The organism is Klebsiella quasipneumoniae subsp. quasipneumoniae (assembly GCF_020525925.1).
Taxonomy (GTDB): Bacteria; Pseudomonadota; Gammaproteobacteria; order Enterobacterales; family Enterobacteriaceae; genus Klebsiella; species Klebsiella quasipneumoniae.
In genome coordinates this window covers 4,819,623-4,839,251 of record NZ_CP084876.1, presented here as the reverse complement: position 1 = coordinate 4,839,251, position 19,629 = coordinate 4,819,623, and the positions used below count along the sequence as shown (strand labels likewise).

21 protein-coding genes are annotated in these 19,629 nt (G+C 56.8%); 9 read left to right on the top strand and 12 right to left on the bottom strand.

Annotated features, from left to right (window positions below; all coding sequences use genetic code 11):
- Positions 1-18 precede the first annotated feature (18 nt).
- Genes rpsF through rplI form a run of 4 tightly spaced genes read left to right on the top strand, consistent with a single transcriptional unit; the run spans position 19 to position 1,457 of the window.
- On the top strand, positions 19-414 hold the full coding sequence (gene rpsF, locus LGM20_RS23190) for a 30S ribosomal protein S6 (RefSeq protein WP_008807174.1): 396 nt from the start codon (positions 19-21) through the stop codon (positions 412-414).
- A gap of 5 nt (positions 415-419) precedes the next feature.
- Positions 420-734, top strand: a complete 315-nt coding sequence (gene priB / locus LGM20_RS23185) for a primosomal replication protein N (RefSeq protein ID WP_002885722.1) — start codon at positions 420-422, stop codon at positions 732-734.
- Between the two features lie 4 nt (positions 735-738).
- Positions 739-966, top strand: coding sequence for a 30S ribosomal protein S18 (gene rpsR, locus LGM20_RS23180; RefSeq protein WP_000135199.1), 228 nt, complete (start codon positions 739-741; stop codon positions 964-966).
- Between the two features lie 41 nt (positions 967-1,007).
- Positions 1,008-1,457, top strand: a complete 450-nt coding sequence (gene rplI / locus LGM20_RS23175) for a 50S ribosomal protein L9 (protein WP_004206464.1) — start codon at positions 1,008-1,010, stop codon at positions 1,455-1,457.
- Between the two features lie 108 nt (positions 1,458-1,565).
- On the opposite strand, the gene LGM20_RS23170 is transcribed toward rplI, so the two are convergent.
- The gene (locus LGM20_RS23170) at positions 1,566-2,240 is read right to left on the bottom strand and encodes a LysM-like peptidoglycan-binding domain-containing protein (RefSeq protein WP_023291729.1); all 675 of its coding nucleotides are present in this window, start codon (positions 2,238-2,240) and stop codon (positions 1,566-1,568) included.
- A 219-nt stretch (positions 2,241-2,459) separates the two neighbouring features.
- Here LGM20_RS23170 and fklB point away from each other — a divergent pair, with 219 nt between their 5' ends.
- Positions 2,460-3,080, top strand: coding sequence for an FKBP-type peptidyl-prolyl cis-trans isomerase (gene fklB / locus LGM20_RS23165; protein WP_002886687.1), 621 nt, complete (start codon positions 2,460-2,462; stop codon positions 3,078-3,080).
- 305 nt (positions 3,081-3,385) lie between these two features.
- Positions 3,386-4,789 (top strand): D-serine/D-alanine/glycine transporter, encoded by a 1,404-nt coding sequence (cycA, locus tag LGM20_RS23160; protein ID WP_023291730.1) that lies wholly within the window; start codon positions 3,386-3,388, stop codon positions 4,787-4,789.
- A 104-nt stretch (positions 4,790-4,893) separates the two neighbouring features.
- Here cycA and ytfE read toward each other — a convergent pair whose 3' ends face one another.
- The 4 genes from ytfE to LGM20_RS23140 form a co-directional block, all read right to left on the bottom strand.
- The gene (gene ytfE / locus LGM20_RS23155; RefSeq protein ID WP_032454637.1) at positions 4,894-5,556 is read right to left on the bottom strand and encodes an iron-sulfur cluster repair protein YtfE; all 663 of its coding nucleotides are present in this window, start codon (positions 5,554-5,556) and stop codon (positions 4,894-4,896) included.
- Between the two features lie 82 nt (positions 5,557-5,638).
- Positions 5,639-6,610: a DMT family transporter gene (locus tag LGM20_RS23150; RefSeq protein WP_044525189.1), complete on the bottom strand. Its 972-nt coding sequence runs from the start codon at positions 6,608-6,610 to the stop codon at positions 5,639-5,641.
- A 75-nt stretch (positions 6,611-6,685) separates the two neighbouring features.
- Positions 6,686-7,510, bottom strand: coding sequence for an AraC family transcriptional regulator (locus tag LGM20_RS23145; RefSeq protein ID WP_023291733.1), 825 nt, complete (start codon positions 7,508-7,510; stop codon positions 6,686-6,688).
- A 78-nt stretch (positions 7,511-7,588) separates the two neighbouring features.
- Positions 7,589-8,437, bottom strand: coding sequence for an SDR family oxidoreductase (locus LGM20_RS23140; RefSeq protein ID WP_044525190.1), 849 nt, complete (start codon positions 8,435-8,437; stop codon positions 7,589-7,591).
- 90 nt (positions 8,438-8,527) lie between these two features.
- Here LGM20_RS23140 and LGM20_RS23135 point away from each other — a divergent pair, with 90 nt between their 5' ends.
- On the top strand, positions 8,528-8,899 hold the full coding sequence (locus LGM20_RS23135) for a winged helix-turn-helix transcriptional regulator (RefSeq protein WP_032429258.1): 372 nt from the start codon (positions 8,528-8,530) through the stop codon (positions 8,897-8,899).
- A 128-nt stretch (positions 8,900-9,027) separates the two neighbouring features.
- Here LGM20_RS23135 and LGM20_RS23130 read toward each other — a convergent pair whose 3' ends face one another.
- On the bottom strand, positions 9,028-10,971 hold the full coding sequence (locus LGM20_RS23130) for a bifunctional 2',3'-cyclic-nucleotide 2'-phosphodiesterase/3'-nucleotidase (RefSeq protein WP_044525191.1): 1,944 nt from the start codon (positions 10,969-10,971) through the stop codon (positions 9,028-9,030).
- Between the two features lie 192 nt (positions 10,972-11,163).
- Here LGM20_RS23130 and cysQ point away from each other — a divergent pair, with 192 nt between their 5' ends.
- Complete coding sequence (gene cysQ, locus LGM20_RS23125; RefSeq protein ID WP_023291737.1) at positions 11,164-11,907, top strand: 3'(2'),5'-bisphosphate nucleotidase CysQ; 744 nt, start codon at positions 11,164-11,166, stop codon at positions 11,905-11,907.
- Here cysQ and LGM20_RS23120 read toward each other — a convergent pair.
- The gene (locus tag LGM20_RS23120) at positions 11,897-12,454 is read right to left on the bottom strand and encodes a YtfJ family protein (protein ID WP_023291738.1); all 558 of its coding nucleotides are present in this window, start codon (positions 12,452-12,454) and stop codon (positions 11,897-11,899) included. The two genes, cysQ and LGM20_RS23120, sit on opposite strands and share 11 nt — an antisense overlap.
- A 323-nt stretch (positions 12,455-12,777) precedes the next feature.
- Here LGM20_RS23120 and LGM20_RS23115 point away from each other — a divergent pair, with 323 nt between their 5' ends.
- On the top strand, positions 12,778-12,984 hold the full coding sequence (locus tag LGM20_RS23115) for a DUF1107 domain-containing protein (RefSeq protein ID WP_002886707.1): 207 nt from the start codon (positions 12,778-12,780) through the stop codon (positions 12,982-12,984).
- A gap of 61 nt (positions 12,985-13,045) precedes the next feature.
- On the opposite strand, the gene araC is transcribed toward LGM20_RS23115, so the two are convergent.
- The 5 genes from araC to msrA form a co-directional block, all read right to left on the bottom strand.
- Positions 13,046-13,918 carry an arabinose operon transcriptional regulator AraC gene (gene araC, locus LGM20_RS23110; protein WP_044525192.1) on the bottom strand — a complete coding sequence of 291 codons (873 nt, stop codon included), beginning with the start codon at positions 13,916-13,918 and terminating at the stop codon, positions 13,046-13,048.
- A 30-nt stretch (positions 13,919-13,948) separates the two neighbouring features.
- Positions 13,949-15,958, bottom strand: coding sequence for a beta-galactosidase (locus tag LGM20_RS23105; RefSeq protein ID WP_044525193.1), 2,010 nt, complete (start codon positions 15,956-15,958; stop codon positions 13,949-13,951).
- Between the two features lie 18 nt (positions 15,959-15,976).
- The gene (locus LGM20_RS23100; protein WP_032454642.1) at positions 15,977-17,209 is read right to left on the bottom strand and encodes an oligosaccharide MFS transporter; all 1,233 of its coding nucleotides are present in this window, start codon (positions 17,207-17,209) and stop codon (positions 15,977-15,979) included.
- Positions 17,210-17,409: 200 nt separating this feature from the next.
- A complete protein-coding gene (gene paeA / locus LGM20_RS23095; RefSeq protein WP_023291742.1) occupies positions 17,410-18,747 on the bottom strand; it encodes a polyamine export protein PaeA in 1,338 nt (445 codons plus the stop codon).
- 180 nt (positions 18,748-18,927) lie between these two features.
- Complete coding sequence (gene msrA, locus LGM20_RS23090) at positions 18,928-19,566, bottom strand: peptide-methionine (S)-S-oxide reductase MsrA (RefSeq protein WP_002886721.1); 639 nt, start codon at positions 19,564-19,566, stop codon at positions 18,928-18,930.
- Positions 19,567-19,629 lie beyond the last annotated feature (63 nt).

Genomic DNA, 19,629 nt, shown 5'->3' with positions numbered 1-19,629 from the left:
TCCGTAAGGAGCAATTCGATGCGTCATTACGAAATCGTTTTTATGGTCCATCCTGACCAGAGCGAACAGGTTCCGGGCATGATCGAACGTTACACTGGTGCAATCACTGCAGCAGCAGGTACGATCCACCGTCTGGAAGACTGGGGCCGCCGTCAGCTGGCTTATCCGATCAACAAACTGCACAAAGCTCACTACGTTCTGCTGAACGTTGAAGCGCCGCAGGAAGCGATCGATGAGCTGGAAACTAACTTCCGCTTCAACGACGCCGTTATCCGCAGCATGGTAATGCGTACTAAGCACGCTGTTACCGAAGCATCTCCGATGGTTAAAGCGAAAGACGAGCGCCGTGAGCGTCGCGAAGATTTCGCCAACGAAACCGCAGATGATTCTGAAGCTGGGGATTCTGAAGAGTAATCCTGATGACCAACCGTCTGGAGCTGTCCGGCATTATTTGCAGGACTCCACTTCGTAAGGTCAGCCCGTCAGGAATTCCTCACTGCCAGTTCGTGCTTGAGCATCGTTCAGTGCAGGAGGAAGCCGGTTTTCACCGGCAGGCATGGTGTCAAATGCCCGTTATTATTAGCGGTCACGAGAACCAGGCCATTACTCACAGTATAACGGTCGGTAGCGCAGTAACCGTTCGAGGGTTCATCTCTTGCCATAAGGCAAAGAACGGCTTGAGCAAAATGGTTCTGCATGCCGAGCAGATTGAATTGATAGATTCTGGAGACTAGCCATATGGCACGTTATTTCCGTCGTCGCAAGTTCTGCCGTTTCACCGCGGAAGGCGTTCAAGAGATCGACTATAAAGATATCGCTACGCTGAAAAACTACATCACCGAAAGCGGTAAGATTGTCCCGAGCCGTATCACCGGTACCCGTGCAAAATACCAGCGTCAGCTGGCTCGCGCTATCAAACGCGCTCGCTACCTGTCCCTGCTGCCGTACACTGATCGTCATCAGTAATCGGTCACGGTCCATTAATACGACTTTGAGAGGATAAGGTAATGCAAGTTATTCTGCTTGATAAAGTAGCAAACCTGGGTAGCCTGGGTGATCAGGTTAACGTTAAAGCGGGCTATGCTCGTAACTTCCTGGTCCCGCAGGGTAAAGCTGTTCCTGCTACCAAGAAAAACGTTGAATTCTTCGAAGCACGTCGCGCTGAACTGGAAGCCAAACTGGCTGACGTTCTGGCAGCTGCTGAAGCTCGTGCTGCGCAGATCAACGCCCTGGAATCCGTAACCATCGCGTCTAAAGCTGGCGACGAAGGTAAACTGTTCGGTTCCATCGGTACTCGCGACATCGCTGACGCTGTCACTGCAGCAGGCGTTAAAGTTGCTAAGAGCGAAGTTCGCCTGCCGAACGGCGTTCTGCGTAACGTTGGCGAGCACGAAGTGGACTTCCAGGTTCACAGCGAAGTTTTCGCTAAAGTTATCATCAACGTGGTTGCTGAGTAATCGGCCTCTGACGTTCTGGTAACAACAAATCGCCGGCCTTGTGCCGGCGTTTTGCTTTTTAGCGCCTTTCATTTTGCGGCGGCGTAACGCTCGCTGTCGTCTTCGCTGCTAGCGCGCGCGCACAAAGCTGCCGTTCGACTGGCGGGTAAACAGCACCTGCTGTCCGTTGCCGGTATCAATAGTGAGCCCGGTGACCACGCCGTTGGCGTTCTGCCGAATCTGCACCGTCTGTCCGCTCTGCAACGTGCTTAATGGTTTACCTGCGCCTTCAACCTGCGCCATGGCGTAAACGTCGGTGGCCGGCAGCCCATGATCGCGGAACAGCTGGGCCAGGGTTTTGCCTGACTCGATGCGATAGGTCCGCCATTGCTGTTCAATGCCCGGCGCGGACTGCTGCGATGAGGATTGATAGGGCTGGGAGGCGGCGGGCTGCTGCGTTTGCGCCTGGTCCGGTTGCTCATCCTGAATCGGCTCCGGGGCGACCGGCGCCATCTGGTCGGCATCGCTCACGGTAGGCGTATTGGTGATCGGCGGCAGCGGAACGGCCTGATTGCCGCCAGCTTGCGGTTGGGACTGCGACTGCAGATTCAGGTTTGCTTCACGGCTGGTGGACGCCGGGTTTTGGCTATCGTCTGAGGGAAGCAGAATGCCGATAATCACCAACAGGAAGCCAGCGATAATTCCCCGGCGGTGCATCGGGGGCAGTGGGTCCAGGAGGCGAAAATGATCCGGGGCGTGCCAGATTTTCGCCAGGGTAGATGTCAGTTCAAAGCGCCCGGGCATGGCTTTCCTCCTGCTCCGCATATTTTTATCCTGCCTATGAGTATAGATGGCTAACGTCCTGATGACCGGAACAAAGTGAAGTTAACCTGATGCCGCCTATTGTTTCTTTTTCGCTGAGATTTGTCATCATCCGCCGACAAAGTTTTACCCATTTCGCTATGGCTGTTATGCTTCCGGACGCTTTTCTCTTGATGTTTATCACCCAAAAAAGGAACAAAGATGGCAACCCCAACTTTTGACACTATCGAAGCGCAGGCAAGTTACGGTATCGGCTTGCAGGTTGGACAACAGCTGAGCGAATCCGGCCTGCAGGGGCTGCTGCCGGAAGCGTTGGTGGCGGGTATCGCCGATGCGCTGGAAGGTAACCAGCCGCAGGTGCCGGTAGAAGCCGTCCACCGTGCGCTGCGTGAAATCCACGAGCGCGCCGACGCCGTGCGTCGCGAGCGTTTCCAGGCGATGGCCGCTGACGGCCAGAAATACCTTGATGAAAACCGCGAGAAAGAGGGTGTGAACAGCACCGAGTCCGGTCTGCAGTTCCGCGTGCTGACCCAGGGCGAAGGTCCGATCCCGGCCCGTACCGACCGCGTACGCGTGCACTACACCGGTAAACTGATCGACGGCACCGTCTTCGACAGCTCCGTCGCCCGCGGCGAACCGGCAGAGTTCCCGGTGACCGGCGTAATCGGCGGCTGGATTGAAGCGCTGACCCTGATGCCGGTAGGTTCCAAATGGGAACTGACCATCCCGCACAACCTGGCCTACGGCGAGCGCGGCGCTGGCGCGTCGATTCCTCCGTTCAGCACTCTGATCTTCGAAGTTGAACTGCTGGATATTATCTAAACAGCAGAGGCTTCCTCTTCCCCGGCGGCGGGGGAAGCCACAAAAATAGCGTAAAATCCTTAAGTTAAAAATTAATTGGAATTATGTTTTGCATTCATCGCGTATGGGTGTATTTTTGTGAGCTATTTCGCGTTAGATGAGTGATATAACACTCACTTTAAACATAAAATTAACATTATATCTAAATCATAGTATTCATCCCTCCGATTCTTACCTAATATCGACTAGCCCTTGCTGGGGTTAATGACAGACGACAGGCCATCAGAGCCTGAACAACACAGACAGGTACAACAGGAAGAAATCACATGGTAGATCAGGTTAAAGTCGCTGCTGTCGAGCAGGAGCCGACTGAACAGTCGCTACGGCGAAATCTCACAAACCGACATATTCAGCTGATTGCAATTGGCGGGGCGATCGGCACTGGATTATTTATGGGTTCTGGCAAAACCATCAGCCTTGCCGGGCCATCCATTATTTTTGTTTATATGATTATCGGTTTTATGCTGTTTTTCGTTATGCGTGCCATGGGCGAATTACTGCTGTCGAACCTCGAATATAAATCCTTCAGCGACTTCGCGGCCGATCTGCTGGGACCCTGGGCGGGCTACTTTACCGGCTGGACCTATTGGTTCTGCTGGGTGGTGACGGGGATGGCGGACGTGGTGGCGATCACTGCCTACGCGCAGTTCTGGTTTCCCGGACTCTCCGACTGGGTCGCGTCGCTGGCGGTGATCCTGCTGCTGCTGGGCCTGAACCTTGCCACCGTCAAAATGTTTGGCGAAATGGAGTTCTGGTTCGCGATGATCAAAATCGTCGCCATCGTGGCGCTGATCGTGGTCGGCCTGGTGATGGTCATGATGCATTTTAAATCGCCGACCGGCGTCGAAGCCTCTTTCGCGCATCTGTGGAATGACGGCGGCTGGTTCCCGAAAGGGCTGAGCGGCTTCTTCGCCGGCTTCCAGATTGCGGTATTCGCCTTCGTGGGGATTGAGCTGGTCGGTACCACCGCGGCCGAAACCAAAGACCCGGAAAAATCCCTGCCGCGGGCGATTAACTCCATCCCGCTGCGTATCATTATGTTCTACGTCTTCGCGCTGATTGTGATTATGTCGGTGACGCCATGGAGCTCCGTGGTGCCGAGCAAGAGCCCGTTCGTTGAGCTGTTCGTGCTGGTCGGTCTGCCGGCGGCGGCGAGCCTGATTAACTTCGTGGTGCTGACTTCCGCAGCCTCCTCAGCCAACAGCGGCGTCTTCTCCACCAGCCGTATGCTGTTCGGTCTGGCGCAGGATGGTCAGGCGCCGAAGATGTTCGCCAAGCTGTCGAAGCGTGCGGTGCCGGCGAAGGGCTTAACCTTCTCCTGCATGTGCCTGCTGGGCGGTGTGGTGATGCTGATGGTCAACCCGAGCGTGATCGCCGCGTTCACCATGATCACCACGGTGTCGGCGATCCTGTTCATGTTCGTCTGGACCATCATCCTTTGCTCTTATCTGGTCTACCGTAAAAAGCGTCCGCAGCTGCACGAGAAGTCCAAATATAAGATGCCGCTGGGCAAATTAATGTGCTGGGTGTGCATGGCCTTCTTCGTCTTCGTACTGGTGCTGTTGACCCTCGAAGATGACACCCGTGAAGCGCTGATGGTCACCCCGCTGTGGTTCGTTCTGCTGGGTGCGGGCTGGCTGTTTGCCGGCAAAAAACGTCTGGCGAAATAAAAGAGCATTTTAACGTTGCTTGCAACGGACCGTCATAAAAAAGGCCACCCGGAGTGGCCAAATAAGACGGACAATGTCGAGGGCGCCTGCGGGCGCCTTTTTCGTTATTCTCCTGCGAGGGCACGCGGGAACAGCACGTTATTTTCCAGGCTGATGTGCTCCATCAGATCGTCAATCATCTCGTTGATACCGTTATACATCGCTTTCCAGGTGGTGCACGCTTCCGGCGGCGGCGTCACGTTATGGGTGATATGTTTGATCACCTCCAGCAGTTCACCCGCTTCGTCATGCTCGCTTTCCATCACGCTGATGGGGCCCCCGGCCTGGGCGCCCATCCCCTGTTTGATCATCGGGAACAGGATCTGCTCCTCTTTCATCATGTGGCTGGAGAGCTCCTGCTGCAGCATGGTCAGGTACTTCGTCAGCCCTTTCGGCACGTTCGGTTTATCGGCATGGACCCGTTCCACCTTGGTGGCCTGCAGGATCAGCTCCGGCAGCTGTTCGCGGTGCCGATCATGATAGCGAACGATGATATGGTCGATAATCTCCGCGAGAGGCGCCGCGCGCCAGTCGTGGGTGACGGGCTGCTCGGCCAGTTTCGCCAGCTCGGCTTCGATCACCGCGACATCCAGCGCTTTACGCGATGCGGCGCGCGCCAGCGTCTGTTTGCCGCCGCAGCAGTAGTCCATATCGTATTGACGGAACAGGGCGGAGGCGCGCGGGATGGTCAGCGCCAGCTCGCCTAAAGGTTGGTCACGGAAAGCCATAGCAGTTACCTCGTCATCAGGAATATAAGATGCATTTTAAATGCATCTTTATGGCGAGGGAATACCCCTTAAGAGGGCCCGGCTACTTTTTTTCGTGCGTCAGCGGTTGCAACGTCGGTTTGTCCGGCCTGGCGCGTACGGCGGAGACCACGCCGAGCACCAGCAGCAGGATACCGCTCAGGGTCAGCAGCGGCGGTAAGCTTTGTCGCAGCAGAAAGGTATACAGGAGCCCGGCCAGGGTTTCGAAAACGATAAGCGGCCCGAGGATCACCGTCGGCAACCGTTGACTGGCAATATTCCAGCACAGCGCGCCGACCCATGAGCAGAGCACCGCGATGGCCAGCATCAGCGTAATGAACACCGCCGGGCGCGGGCCGAAGGGCAGGGGGAACCCGGCCTGCTGACCGTGCAGCCAGGCGCAGGCGGCGAGATAACCGGCCAGCGAAACCGGAAGCGTCACCAGCGCCTGAGCGGTAGCCCACATCATCGGCGGTTGATGCGGATTCTCCCGCAGCCAGCGGGCGTTGCGCAGCGCATACCAGGCCCAGCAGACCACCGACCCCAGCGCCAGCGCAATGCCGGAGCCGTAGCGCCACGGACTAAAATCAGGCAAACCCTGGCGCAGTTCCGCGACGTTAACGCAGATCAGGCCGACGGCGATGCAGACCAGCGCCGGAAACAGGCGCCGCCACGGCAGCTTTCCGTCGCGCTGGCTGTAGAGCAGATTGGCGAAGACCGGCAATACCACCGGCAGCGTGCCGATAATCATGGTGGAGACCGGCGCCCCGGTGCGCTGAATGGCGCTGGCCAGACAGACGTAATAGATAAGATTTCCCATCATCGTCAGACCCAGCGCGGTCCACCAGTCGTTCCGGCTCAGCTGGCGCAAACGCGCGCGCCCGAGCCATGCCAGCGGCAGGGCGATCAGACCCAGCGCCAGATAGCGTCCCATCGACTGGAGCATCGCCGGATACTCGGGCACCAGCAAAGGCCCGACAAAGATTAATCCCCACATCAGCCCCGCCAGCAGGGCGTACAACACACCACTAATCATCATTGCATCCATTGTCATCACGGTTGTCTGCAGTGTAGAAGGAGGGCGGGCGGGAATATTGTATGAGATTGCGCATCAGCGCCTGGCGACCTGCTTCTGATAGCGTACCGGCGTAATGCCGTAACGCTGGGTGAAGGCGCGGGTCAGGTGAGACTGGTCGGTAAGGCCGACGGCTATCGCCACTTCGGCGGCGGGCATGCCGTGGGTGAGAAACGCCTTGGCGCGCCACAGGCGGATGGCCATCAACATCTGATGGGGCGTCACATGATAGTGGGCTTTAAACTGGCGCTGAAAGTGGTACGGGCTAAGCGCCGCCACCTGAGCCAGCTCGTCGAGGGTGATGGGGCGCATATAGTTATCGTGCAGGTAGTCGCGCACGCGGTCGAAGCGATGTCCTGTCTCGCCCTGCGCCGAGGCATGGTGGGCCAGAGGGCGGAAGGTGTCGATGAGGTCGAGCAGCATTCCCTGCTGGGCCAGCGCATCGTCGCTGTGCCACAGGCCATATATTAGCTGGCCAATCCGCCGGGACCGCAGGGGATCCTCGCGGACCACCTCGCTGAACCACCAGTCGCGCACCCCGGTGATGGCTTCCAGACGGTCCGGCTCCAGATAAATCATCCGGTAGCGCCAGCCGTCGGCGGTTTCCGCTTCGCCGGTGTGCAGCTCGTCGGGATTCATGGTGACAATAGCGTTGGCGGCGGCGATATGCTGGCTGCCACGGTAGCGAAAGCGCTCGGCGCCTTGCTCAATCACGCCGATGCCGAAGGCTTCGTGAGTATGGGGTTCAAAGGCGTAGCGGGAGATATGGGCGTGGTAAAGCTCCACCCCGGGAAGCTGTTCGAGATGGCGAAAGCGCGCACGATCTTTTTCATCACTAAATTGGGGTGGTACGCCCTGCATGCCTGCCTCCCGACGGTTGATCTCTTCAATATGAGAGAGGAACCGCCGGGACGCAACCGCAAAAGCTGAGAGGGGCGGTTACAGCATGCCTTTCACGCTTTCGGCAAGGGAAGTGGTCGGACGGCCGATCAATGTACTCAGGGTGTGGCTGTCGTCAAACAGCCCGCCTTTCGAGGCGCCGACGTCGGAGTCCGCCAGCATATCCGCCAGACCCGCCGGCAGGCCGACGCTTTTCAGCGCGGCGGCGAAGTCGGCTTCGCTGAGGTTCTGATAGACCACGTTTTTCCCGCTGTGCGTGCTCAGCTCGGCAGCCAGGTCGCTCAGCGTCCAGGCGTTATCGCCCGCCAGTTCGTAAATTTTCCCTGCATGGCCTTCACCGGCGATAACGCGGGCGGCCGCGGCGGCATAATCCGCGCGGGTAGCGGAGGCAATTTTACCTTCGCCGGCGGCGCCGATAAACACGCCGTGCTCCAGCGCCGGCGGCGCGCTGGCCAGATAGTTTTCGGTATACCAGCCATTGCGCAGCAGGGCGTAAGCGATGCCAGAGTCGGCCAGCATCTGCTCGGTTTCAATATGCTCTGCGGCCAGGCCCAGCGGCGAAGTGTCGGCGTGCAGCAGGCTGGTATAGGCGATGAATGTCACCCCAGCGGCTTTGGCGGCGTTGATGACGTTACGGTGCTGTACGGCACGCTGGCCGACTTCGCTGGAGGAGATTAACAGCAGTTTATTCACACCCTGCAGCGTGGCGGTCAATGCCGCTTCGTCGCTATAGTCGGTCTGGCGGACGACGACGCCCTGCTGGCTGAGCGCCTGGGCTTTGGCCGGGTTGCGGACAATCGCCACAATCTGGCTGGCAGGAACGGTTTTAAGCAGGTCTTGCAGAACGTAGTGGCCAAGCTGGCCGGTGGCACCGGTAAGGGCGATCATGAGGCTTCTCCTTCGTGTTTATTGGCAGTTGTGGTAAGCTAACACCTTAACTAACTTTTAGTAAGTACGTACAAAAAGGTAAGTATGAAAATGGCCGAACCGACGCTGAGCGATAAACTGCGCAACGGCAATCTGTTTGCGGAACAGTGCCCGTCGCGCGATGTGCTTAAACATGTCACCAGCCGCTGGGGCGTGTTGATTCTGGTGGCGCTGCGCGAGGGGACCCATCGCTTCAGCGATCTGCGGCGCAAAATGGGCGGGGTCAGCGAAAAGATGCTGGCGCAGTCGCTGCAGGCCCTGGAGCAGGATGGTTTTATCGACCGCGTCTCTTATCCGGTGGTGCCGCCGCACGTTGAATATAGCCTGACGCCGCTCGGTCTGCAGGTGAGCGATAAAGTGGCCGCCCTGGCGGACTGGATCGAGGTTAATCTGCCCGCGGTGCTGGCGAGCCACGGGGAGTGAAAATGTATCACTCCCTGTAGCCCCGCCACCGGGGAGATGTACCCGGATAGCGGCTGGCGCCTTATCCGGGCTACCCGTCAGCTCCGGTTTGTAGCCCCGGTAAGCGCAGCGCCACCGGGGAACAGGCATTACTGACTCAAATCCAGCTGATAAATGGCGAAGCCGATATCATCGGCGGCCACCTGGCGCATCGGATACTGGGCTTTCTCTTTGATAAACGCCGCGGCTTTGTCGCCAGGCGAGGTCTCAAAACGAATATCCAGCGGTGTCTTACTGTGGATCGGCGCCAGGCGCCAGTTGTTATCCGCCGCCGGATGGATCGCGTCATCCTTCTTCGATTGCGCCCCAATCCACGCCGCCAGCACCGAACGGTTTTCATCCGGTGAGGCAAAGGCGATATGGCTTTCGCCGGTGCCGGCGAATTTACCGCCGTAAGCGCGATAGTTATTGGTGGCGACCAGGAAAGTGGCCTGCGGATCGACCGGTTTGCCATTGAAGGTCAGGCCCTTGATGCGCTCTGCCTGCGGATGGATCATCTGGCACTCGCCGTCGTAGCGGGCCGGCTGGCTGACGTCGATCTGGTAGTTCACCCCGTCAATCACGTCGAAGTTATAGGTGCGGAAGCCGTCCCAGTTGATCAGCGACTGCGGCTTGCTGCTGGCCGGGTCTATCTGGTTAAACTGCCCGGCCGAGCACTCCAGCCACTCCTTGACCTCCTTCCCGCTGACCTTCATCACCACCAGGGTGTTCGGGTAGAGATAGAGGTCGGCGGCGTTGCGGAAGGTGAGCTGGCCTTTTTCCACTTCCACGAAGCTCGCCGGATCGTTTTTACGCCCGCCGACTTTAAACGGCGCGGCGGCGGAGAGCACCGGCAGTTTCGCCAGATCCGGGTCGCCCTGAATGTAGTGTTCGACGTAGGCTTTTTGCGCCATGTTGACCACCTGCACCGTCGGGTCGTCCTGCACCAGCGCCAGATAGCTGTACATGTTGTCGGCGGACTTGCCGATCGGCTGACTGACGAACTCGCGAGTGGCGTCGTGATCGGCTTTCAGCACCGCCACCAGCTTGCCGTCTTCCGCCGCCAGCGATTTCTTCGCCACCGCGTCGTAGATTGGCCGCGCTTCCGCTTTACTCTGAGTCACCTGCCATTTTCCGCTGTCGTTGTTCAGCACCAGATCGACCACCCCGAGGTGATCGCCCCACATTCCCGGCATTACCGCCGGCACGCCGTTCAGCGTCCCTCTGGCGATATCCGCGCCTTTAATGTTGGCGAAGTCTTTGCCGGGGAACACCGCGTGGGCGTGGCCGAACATGATGGCGTCAACGCCGGGCACCTGGCTTAAGTAGTAGACCGAGTTCTCGGCCATCGCCTGATACGGGTCGGCGGAGAGGCCGGAGTGCGCGACCACCACGACCACGTCAGCGCCTTTCGCCCGCATCTCCGGGATATATTTGCGCGCGGTTTCGGTAATGTCGTTGACCGTCACTTTGCCGCTAAGATTGGCTTTATCCCAGGTCATGATCTGCGGCGGCACAAAGCCGATATAGCCGATGCGCAGGGTGTGGGATTGACCGTCGCTGTCCTGAACCGGGGTATCCTGAATCAGGTAGGGGGTGAACATCGGTTTGCCGGTTTTGGCATCGATGATATTGGCGTTCACGTAAGGGAATTTCGCCCCCGCCAGCGCTTTGTGCAGGAAGTCGAGGCCGTAGTTGAATTCATGGTTGCCCAGGTTGCCGACGGCATAATTCAGGGTGTTCATCGCCTTATACACTGGATGAACATCGCCCTCTTTCAGCCCCCTGGCGGCCATGTAGTCGCCCAGCGGGCTCCCCTGGATCACATCCCCGTTATCTACCAGTACGCTGTTTTTCGCTTCTGCCCGCGCCTGTTCGATCAGGGTGGCGGTACGCACCAGGCCGAATTTCTCCGTGGCGGCATCTTTGTAATAGTCAAAGTCCATCATATTGCTGTGCAGATCGGTGGTTTCCATGATCCGCAGGTCGACCGTTGCGGCGCTGACGCTGGCGGCGATCAGCGTGGCCAGGAGCGTTGCGCTAAACTTAATCATCAGAGGCGTCCTTTTTTTATGAGCGATAGCACAGAAGAAAATGTATTTATATTCTGTTGCTTACAGAAATGTGAATCTTGCCAGAAAAGTGGGCAGCGAAACCGCCATCGTTATCACAGATAGCGGAACTTGCGGTGATGCGATATAAATAAAACAACGAGTTAACGCCACTGTAACCAGACGAGGTGGAGAATGTTAGAACAAGTATGTCAGCTTGCACGGAACGCGGGCGATGCCATCATGGAAGTTTACGATGGAAACCAACCGATCAACGTCGCCAGCAAGAAAGATGATTCTCCGGTCACGGCGGCGGATATCGCGGCGCATAAAGTCATTGTCAGCGGCCTGCAGGCGCTGGATGCCACCATTCCTGTTTTGTCGGAAGAGGACCCGCCGGCCTGGGAAGTGCGTCAGCACTGGCAGCGCTACTGGCTGGTCGACCCGCTGGACGGCACCAAAGAATTTATTAAGCGTAACGGCGAGTTCACCGTCAATATCGCGCTGATTGAAAACGGCAAGCCGACGCTGGGCGTGGTCTACGCGCCGGTGATGAAGGTGATGTACAGCGCGGAAAAAGGCAAAGCCTGGAAAGAAGAGTGCGGCGTGCGCAAGCAGATCCAGGTCCGCGATGCCCGTCCGCCGCTGGTGGTGATCAGCCGCTCCCATGGCAACGATCCGGAGCTGCAGGAGTACCTTGAGCAGCTGGGCGAGCACCAGACCACCTCTATCGGCTCCTCGCTGAAGTTCTGCCTGGTGGCGGAAGGTCAGGCCCAGCTCTATCCGCGCTTCGGGCCGACCAGCACCTGGGACACCGCCGCCGGCCATGCGGTCGCGGTCGCCGCCGGGGCGCATGTTCACGACTGGCAGGGGAAAACCCTCGACTACACGCCGCGTGAATCCTTCCTCAACCCCGGCTTCCGGGTCTCTATTTATTAAGCAGCTTACGCAGCAGGTCGATCACCTGCTGCACCTCCTGCTGGGTGAGCGCGCCGTCTTTGGCCCACTGTACGCGCCCGCTCTTATCCAGCACCACAATCGCGGAGCTCTTCTCGTCCAGCTGCCAGGCTTTCCGCACCAGCCCGTTGCTGTCGACGATAAATTGCGACCACGGGAAGAGCTGTTTATTACTCTCGATACTGTTGCGCACGAACATGCCGGTGCCCGGGATGGCATCGTCGGTATTGACAATGGTGGTGGTCTGATAGCGATCGTGTGGGAAACTCGCCGCTTTAATCGCCTCGATCAGGTTGGCATTTTTCTCTTTTGCTGACGAGCGACCAGCGATGTGCTGGATGACTCGCACTTTTCCCACCAGCTGAGAGCTATTCCAGTTTTTATAGCTAAACTTATCATTATCCAGAATAAGTTCGCCCCGATCCGCGACGCCGACCGGCGCCACGCGCTGGCCGTCGACAAAGTTATGCGCTGAGGCCAGCAGCGGGAAGAGGAGTAACGAGGCGGCCAGTATGCTACGTAGGGTCATGCGGAATCCTTAATCATTTTTGTGCAGGTGATCCGACCACTTGGTCTCGTTTAATGATAAGTGCGATTGGCGACGATTACCCGCAATGAGGATGCCAGTTTGCGTGTTGACGCACAAATTAGTCGAAAAACGGCGACTTATACTTACTTCATCGTATGTCCGAAACGAAAATTCTGAATTATTGTCATCAAACGGTAAATAAACTTATACACACTGGGTCCCTCTGAGATTCTGGACTATAGTTTTAGGGCATTAAAATTTGCGCTCCCGATACGTGGGCTAACTGTGGCACCACAGGAGCGTAACCCTGGCAGGAGAGAAGAATGAAAATTTTCCAACGCTACAATCCGCTGCAAGTGGCGAAGTACGTGAAGATCCTGTTTCGTGGACGGTTGTACATCAAGGACGTTGGCGCATTTGAATTTGATAAGGGCAAAATCCTTATCCCGAAGGTCAAGGACAAGCTGCATCTGTCAGTGATGTCCGAAGTCAATCGTCAGGTGTTGCGTCTGCAAACTGAGATGGCATAACCTGACACGTAGCAGTACGTAGTAGGTAAAAGACGGCTCCCGATGGGGGCCGTTGATGTTTTCAGCCCTTCATCTCCGCATAGCGTTTGCGATACTCCCCCGGTGGAATGCCGTTATGTTTACGAAACAAGCGGGTGAAATAGACCGGATCGCTGTAACCCACCGATAAGGCAATCTTGTTAAGCGGGAGTGTGGTGCTCTGAATGAGCCACCTGGCGCGGTTGATGCGCTGAGCTTCCCGCCAGGCGTAAACCGTCTGCCCCAGCTCATTTTTGAAAAGGTGCGCCAGACGTGAAGGAGAGATAAATACCATCGCCGCCAGGGTCTCGATTTTTACCTCTTGCGCGATATGGGCGTTAAGGTAGTCGCAGACGGCGTTAATTCGCGGATCGTGGGCGTGGCGGTTGCTGATGGGCTGTTGCTGAAAACAGCGGAGGATCAACCTTTCCAGGGCGTTCATCGCCAGCGCTTCCGACAGCGGCGCGGAGGCCGAGTGGTGGCGTATCACTTCATGGAACAGATCGCGCAGGTGCTGGAGCTGGTCGGGGCCAGCAACGGTCGTTTTGCCGATGCCGTGCGTGGTTTGGTCCCATTTTAGCCAGTCTATCCAGTAGGGGCGGGGAATAAAGTAGATCCAGAGATGGTCCCAATACTCGCTGTGTTCGTCTCTGCCGTAATGATGAGGCACGCCGGGGGGAAACAGCAGCAGATCGTTTTCCCGACACAGAAGAAAGCCATCGCCCGCTTTCGCCCGCGCCTGGCCACGCAGGGTCAGATTGATGATGTAACCTTTCATCCCCTGCGGACGATTAATGTAGTAGTCCAGTTTGGAGCCGCGGGTTATCGGCGTGAAGCCCGCGACAACCCAGGCATTGAAGGTAAAGGTTTTCATCAATGGCGAGAAATTGAGTAGCTCATTGATATCAAGTTCCATTCTCTCTCCCACCTGAGCGTCGCAGCGTCATTACCTTTCGATGATAGTAAATTCCCATGCCCTGAGGCGCAACGGCTGGCCGCAGCGCACTTTTTCCCCGCTCAGCAGGTCGTTCCCCGCCGTTTCGCTACCGAAATCGAGCGTCTCGCCAGAGTAATTGAACAGGAAGTGGATGGTTTTCCCGGCGCGATTACGCATCTTTTTGACCACTAATGGGTAGCGATAGGAGGAAGTGCGCGAGCGCAATGCGAGATCGGCAGTGAGTACATCAAACAGCTGGCTAATCAATCGCTTCTGCGGCAGGAAGCCAACGTACATCGATCGTCCCCGGCCATAATCCGCTTCGGTGGCGGCCGCGTACTCGCCCCATGCCGGATGCTGATAGCGCAGCAGAGTGCGGGTCCCGGCATCGGGCGTCAGCAGCTCCATCCACAGCTCAGCCTGATTGTCGTTGCGGCAATCAATATCCGCGCAGCATGAGCTTACCGTTGTCCCTTCCGGCAGGGTGAACTGGCTGTAGCTGACGCCGCAGCTCTGCCGCAGGATCCCAGGCTGCGCGCTGCGGCGCACTTTGACGTTTTCATCGCTAAAGCCCGATTTAAAGCCGATGAGCGCTCTGCCGCCCTCGGCGATATAGTGGTTGATACGCGCCAGCAGGCCATCATCGGCAGCGTACAGGCCGGGAACGATCAGCACCCGGTAGCGAGAGGTCTCCTCGTTGACGTCGTGGATGATATCGAGGCTGATATTGTGGTCATACAGCGCATCGTGGAAGCGGCGGAAAATATCGTTATAAATATTGCCCTCGGCGTCGCCGGGGCGGAACTGGTTAAGGGCGTCCATTGCCTCATTGCTTATCAGCAGCGCAACGTCGTTTTCGGCCTTCAGCTCCGTCAGCTGCGGCGACAGGCGGGCAAAGTCAGCCCCGATAGTGGTGGCCTCCTGCCAGGTCGGATTACGCGAGAAGTCGTGGCTGAGCAGCCCCTTCCAGTAGGTTTCGAAGGCGTTATGAATCGAATGCCAATGCCAGTAGGAGACCATGGCGGCGCCGGAGGCGACATGGCTGAACGCCTGAAGGCGCAGCTGGCCCGGGAAGGGAGTCCACTGGGCGAAACCCTGCGCCTGCGTTTCCAGCACGAAGTAGTTCTGGCCCGGCTTAAGCGAGCGGGTGATGGCGCCGCCGAAGGCGATTTCCCGCCCGGTCAGGTGCGCCTGGCTCGGGTGATAGATATCAACACCGGCGATATCCAGTGCCTGCGCTGCCGCAAAATGGTCGACCCGGGGCTGCACGCCGTAAGAGTAACCGCGCCATTCAAAATCGAAGTTGTGGGTGACGAACTGGTGCGGCTGGGCGTACTCGCGCACGATCTCCGCCTGCCAGGCCAGATACTCGGTGACCTGCTGGCGCTGATAACGGAAAAAGGCGCAGGCGAGGCTGGCGTTGATGGTATTTTCCACCGGCGGAAAATCCTGCCAGCGGTCAATGCGGTTGCTCCAGTAATCCAGACCGAAATCGTGATTTAGCTGCCGGAGGTCAGGATATTTCTCCTGCAGGCTGCGCACAAAGCCCTCCTGCATATAGCGGCCGATATTGTCGTAATGCTTGGTTTCGTTATCCAGTTGCCAGCCGATAATTGCCGGATGGTGCTGCACATGCGCCATCAGCGTGCGGATAATTTTTTCGGCATAGCGGCGAAAGGTCGGGTTGACGATATCCATGATCTGCCGTGGGCCATACTTTTGCTGCCCTGTGACGGTGGTGACCAGAATATCGGGATGTTTCGCCGCCAGCCAGGCCGGGACCGCGTAGGTCGGCGTCCCGACGATGACCGCGATGCCGGCCTCATGCATCGCCGCCAGCACCCGGTCGATATGGTAGAAATTGTACTGGCCCTCTTCGGGCTCCAGCGTACTCCATGTGGACTCGGCGATACGCACCACGTTAATGCCGGTTTCGCGCATTAAGGCAATATCCTTGGCCAGCCGATCTTCCGGCATATATTCATCGTAATACGCCACGCCATAAAATAACTGAGACATGCAGAGTACCTCCTGACATTAATTCGCGGGCACAGGTTGTGAAGAGAACACGCGCGCTTTATCCAGCGTGATAAACGAAATGAGCGTGAAGCACAGGGCGATACTTCCCAGCACGATATAGCTGCTGGTAAAGCCCATTCTCTGGTACATATGGCCGATGCCGGTGGAGAGGAAAATAGAGCTAAAGCTTTTTGAAAACTGAAAACCAATTAAGTAAACCGTCGCTGAAAGCAGGGGGTTAAAGTTAGCGGTAATATATTTAAGCGCCGCGACGAGTAACACCGAGCTTTCAAATCCATGGAGAAGTTTAATCAGGCTGATGGATATCGGGCCAATAGCCCACGCGGAACCGATAATGCGCAAGCTCATAATCAGCCCGCAGTATAACAGCGCATTTTTGGGGCCGATTTTATTCACAAACCACGGCGCAAAGAACATGACGACGGCATCAAGGAAAATCTGTCCTGTCGTTAAATAACCGAAGACTTCTGCGCCCCGGGCTTTACTCTCAAAAAAGTGGCTGTAGTAGATAGCGAACTGCTGGTCATAGGTTTCATAGACCGCGCCCACGCCAATCACATAGAGCGCGAAGAACCAGAATTTTTTAATTTTCAGCAGCGAGGCGGCATCGCGGAGGGTGACCGGAGACGTTTTGCCAGACAGTAGCCCCTGCTGCTGATGGGTGCTGATCTGCATTTTCCAGACAATCACCAGCAGGCAGACACCTGCCGCGCTGGCCAGCCAGAAAATCATGTTCTGATCGATGCCGTAGAGCTTTCCTGCCGCAAAGGTGCCGATCGCGGCGCCGATGCCGCCGAACATCCTCGCCCGACCAAATTCGAAGCCGGAGGCGCGGCTGACCTTATCGATGTAGGCTTCGCAAATCCCGCAGCCTGCGCCGTAGGCCATGCCAATATAGAGGCCGCCAGCCAGTGCGCCGAGGAACACATTTATTTTTAACAGAGGCGCGAAGACATAGATCCAGTATGGGGCGAATAAGGTGATAATGATCGCCAGCATCCACATCAAATTCTTACGATACACCAGCTTATCCGATATAAAACCGAATAATGGCTGAACGCAGACGGCCACAATGGCGGTGAAAGAATAAACCAGACCGACGTCCGTGTAGTTAATACCGATGGTTTCCGTTAACCACAGTGATAAATAGGGGTAGCAGCATCCCCAGCCTATAAAGAAAAACAGGAAAAACAGACAGCTGATAAAGTAATTTTTATTCGACGTTATCATGGTAACCCTCGCTTCCTTTATTCAGGAATATGATCGTGTAGACGCGAGCAACGTTACCTTTTTGCGCACGGGGGAGTCATGAACGTTTCGCTATGGAGCAGTAATAATCTGCTATCGGCAGAGGGGCGTGAGCCGCTTCACATTCGGGCAATAAAAAGGGCGGATGATCATCCGCCCTTAAGAGAGAGAAAAGATGATGCTCAGGCGTTCTGGCTTTCCGCCGCTTCCGACTGCTTGGGCACCAGCACCGTTGGCTTGTTATCGATGCGGGTCACCAGCAGCTGGTCGATACGGTAGTTGTCGATATCCACGACCTCGAACTTATAGCCGGAGAACTTCACCGCGTCGGTGCGCTTGGGGATTTTACGCAGCATAAACATCATAAAGCCGCCGATGGTCTCGTAGTTCCCGGACTGCGGAAACTCGTCGATATCCAGCACGCGCATCACGTCATCAATCGGCGTACCGCCATCGATCAGCCACGAGTTTTCATCGCGAGCGACGATCTGCTCTTCCAGCCCCTGGCCGACGAGATCGCCCATCAAAGTCGTCATCACGTCGTTAAGGGTGATGATCCCGACCACCAGCGCATATTCATTCATGATCACCGCGAAGTCTTCCCCGGCGGTTTTGAAACTTTCCAGCGCTTCGGACAGGGTAAGGGTATCCGGGACGATCAGCGTGTTGCGGATCTGCACGCCGCCGGTCAGCACCAGGCTCTGGTTCGCCAGCACGCGGTTCAGCAGATCTTTGGAATCGACGTAGCCGATAATATGGTCGATATCTTCATTACAGACGAGGAACTTCGAGTGCGGATGCTCGGCCACTTTATTCTTCAGGCTCTGCTCGTCTTCATGTAAATCAAACCAAATGACGCTTTCACGCGGGGTCATGGAGGAAGGAACGGTGCGGGACTCCAGCTCGAACACGTTCTCAATCAGCTCATGCTCCTGCTTGCGCAGCACCCCGGCCAGCGCGCCGGCCTCAACCACGGCATAGATATCGTCGGAGGTGATATCGTCTTTCCGCACCATCGGCAGTTTGAAGATGCGGAAGATCATATTAGCCATGCCGTTAAACAACCACACCAGCGGGCGGAAGACTAACAGGCAGAAGCGCATCGGGTTGATGATGCGCAGTGCCACGGTTTCGGGCGCAATCATACCGATGCGTTTCGGAGTCAGGTCAGCAAACAGGATGAACAAGCTGGTGACCAGGGTAAAAGAGATGATGAAGCTCAGCTGCTCGGAGAGCTCCGGTGACATATACCCGCTGAGCAGGCTATAAAACGCCGGGGAGAAGGCCGCGTCGCCCACGATACCGCCCAGAATGGCGACGGCGTTAAGGCCAATCTGCACAACGGTAAAGAAGGTGCCCGGGTTCTCCTGCATCTTCAGCACCCGCTGTGCGTTGACGTTGCCTTCATCGGCCAGCAGTTTCAGTTTGATTTTACGTGAGGCGGCCAGTGAGATTTCCGATATCGAAAAAAAGGCACTGACGGCTATCAGACAGAGTATTACTAAAATACTGTTTAACATATCTTTTCTGACCGTTGAGGTCAGATCCTCGGAAGGGAAGTTGATAACTCAAATGTGGAATACATAAAAAACCGGTCCGAAGGCGCTGGACCGGCTGTCACACTGGGTAGTATAGCGTAAGGGAATGTAAAGCCGCCAGAGCGTTCATTAACCGCCTCGCTGTTGAGGCGGAAATCAGAATTACGCCTGAGGCGGCAGGCAGACGCCAATGCCGCCGATGCCGCAATAGCCGTGCGGGTTCTTATACAGATACTGCTGGTGATCGTCCTCGGCATAGTAGAACGGTTTGGCGGTGGCGATCTCGGTGGTGATGTGCCGGGTATCGTGCGCGTCGTTCATCGCCGCCTGGAAGCGCGCGAGGCTGGCCTTTGCCGCTTCCGTCTGTTCCGGCGTCAACGGGTAAATCGCCGAACGGTACTGGGTGCCGTGGTCGTTACCCTGTCTCATTCCCTGCGCCGGGTCGTGATTTTCCCAGAACACCTGCAATAACTGCTCATAGCTGATGACCTGCGGATCGTAGACCACGCGCACCGCTTCCGCGTGACCGGTCTGGCCGCTGCACACTTCGCGATAGGTCGGATTGGGCGTATAGCCGCCAGTGTAGCCGGCGGCGGTGCTGTAAACCCCCGGCAATTGCCAGAACAGACGTTCAACTCCCCAGAAGCAGCCCATGGCGAACAGCGCGACTTCCATCCCCGCCGGGACGTTGGTCATCGAGTGGCCGTTAACTGCGTGGAGCGTCGCCACTGGCATCGGGGTATTGCGTCCAGGCAGCGCATCCGCCTGGGCGACAAGATGCGTTTTATCAAATAGACTCACGGTGGGCCTCTCAATACAGAAATCGTCGTTAAGGTTGTAACGAAGCGTGTCTTTTAACACAAT

Coding starts and splice junctions, on each gene's coding strand:
- rplI (WP_004206464.1), top strand. CDS start 1,008: ATGCAAGTTATTCTGCTTGATAAAGTAGCAAACCTGGGTAGCCTGGGT.
- LGM20_RS23120 (WP_023291738.1), bottom strand. CDS start 12,454: ATGACCCTACGTAGCATACTGGCCGCCTCGTTACTCCTCTTCCCGCTG.
- LGM20_RS23170 (WP_023291729.1), bottom strand. CDS start 2,240: ATGCCCGGGCGCTTTGAACTGACATCTACCCTGGCGAAAATCTGGCAC.
- priB (WP_002885722.1), top strand. CDS start 420: ATGACCAACCGTCTGGAGCTGTCCGGCATTATTTGCAGGACTCCACTT.
- LGM20_RS23100 (WP_032454642.1), bottom strand. CDS start 17,209: ATGATAACGTCGAATAAAAATTACTTTATCAGCTGTCTGTTTTTCCTG.
- LGM20_RS23115 (WP_002886707.1), top strand. CDS start 12,778: ATGAAAATTTTCCAACGCTACAATCCGCTGCAAGTGGCGAAGTACGTG.
- araC (WP_044525192.1), bottom strand. CDS start 13,918: ATGGAACTTGATATCAATGAGCTACTCAATTTCTCGCCATTGATGAAA.
- LGM20_RS23135 (WP_032429258.1), top strand. CDS start 8,528: ATGGCCGAACCGACGCTGAGCGATAAACTGCGCAACGGCAATCTGTTT.
- rpsR (WP_000135199.1), top strand. CDS start 739: ATGGCACGTTATTTCCGTCGTCGCAAGTTCTGCCGTTTCACCGCGGAA.
- paeA (WP_023291742.1), bottom strand. CDS start 18,747: ATGTTAAACAGTATTTTAGTAATACTCTGTCTGATAGCCGTCAGTGCC.
- LGM20_RS23105 (WP_044525193.1), bottom strand. CDS start 15,958: ATGTCTCAGTTATTTTATGGCGTGGCGTATTACGATGAATATATGCCG.
- LGM20_RS23145 (WP_023291733.1), bottom strand. CDS start 7,510: ATGCAGGGCGTACCACCCCAATTTAGTGATGAAAAAGATCGTGCGCGC.
- cysQ (WP_023291737.1), top strand. CDS start 11,164: ATGTTAGAACAAGTATGTCAGCTTGCACGGAACGCGGGCGATGCCATC.
- LGM20_RS23150 (WP_044525189.1), bottom strand. CDS start 6,610: ATGATTAGTGGTGTGTTGTACGCCCTGCTGGCGGGGCTGATGTGGGGA.
- ytfE (WP_032454637.1), bottom strand. CDS start 5,556: ATGGCTTTCCGTGACCAACCTTTAGGCGAGCTGGCGCTGACCATCCCG.
- LGM20_RS23130 (WP_044525191.1), bottom strand. CDS start 10,971: ATGATTAAGTTTAGCGCAACGCTCCTGGCCACGCTGATCGCCGCCAGC.
- fklB (WP_002886687.1), top strand. CDS start 2,460: ATGGCAACCCCAACTTTTGACACTATCGAAGCGCAGGCAAGTTACGGT.
- rpsF (WP_008807174.1), top strand. CDS start 19: ATGCGTCATTACGAAATCGTTTTTATGGTCCATCCTGACCAGAGCGAA.
- LGM20_RS23140 (WP_044525190.1), bottom strand. CDS start 8,437: ATGATCGCCCTTACCGGTGCCACCGGCCAGCTTGGCCACTACGTTCTG.
- cycA (WP_023291730.1), top strand. CDS start 3,386: ATGGTAGATCAGGTTAAAGTCGCTGCTGTCGAGCAGGAGCCGACTGAA.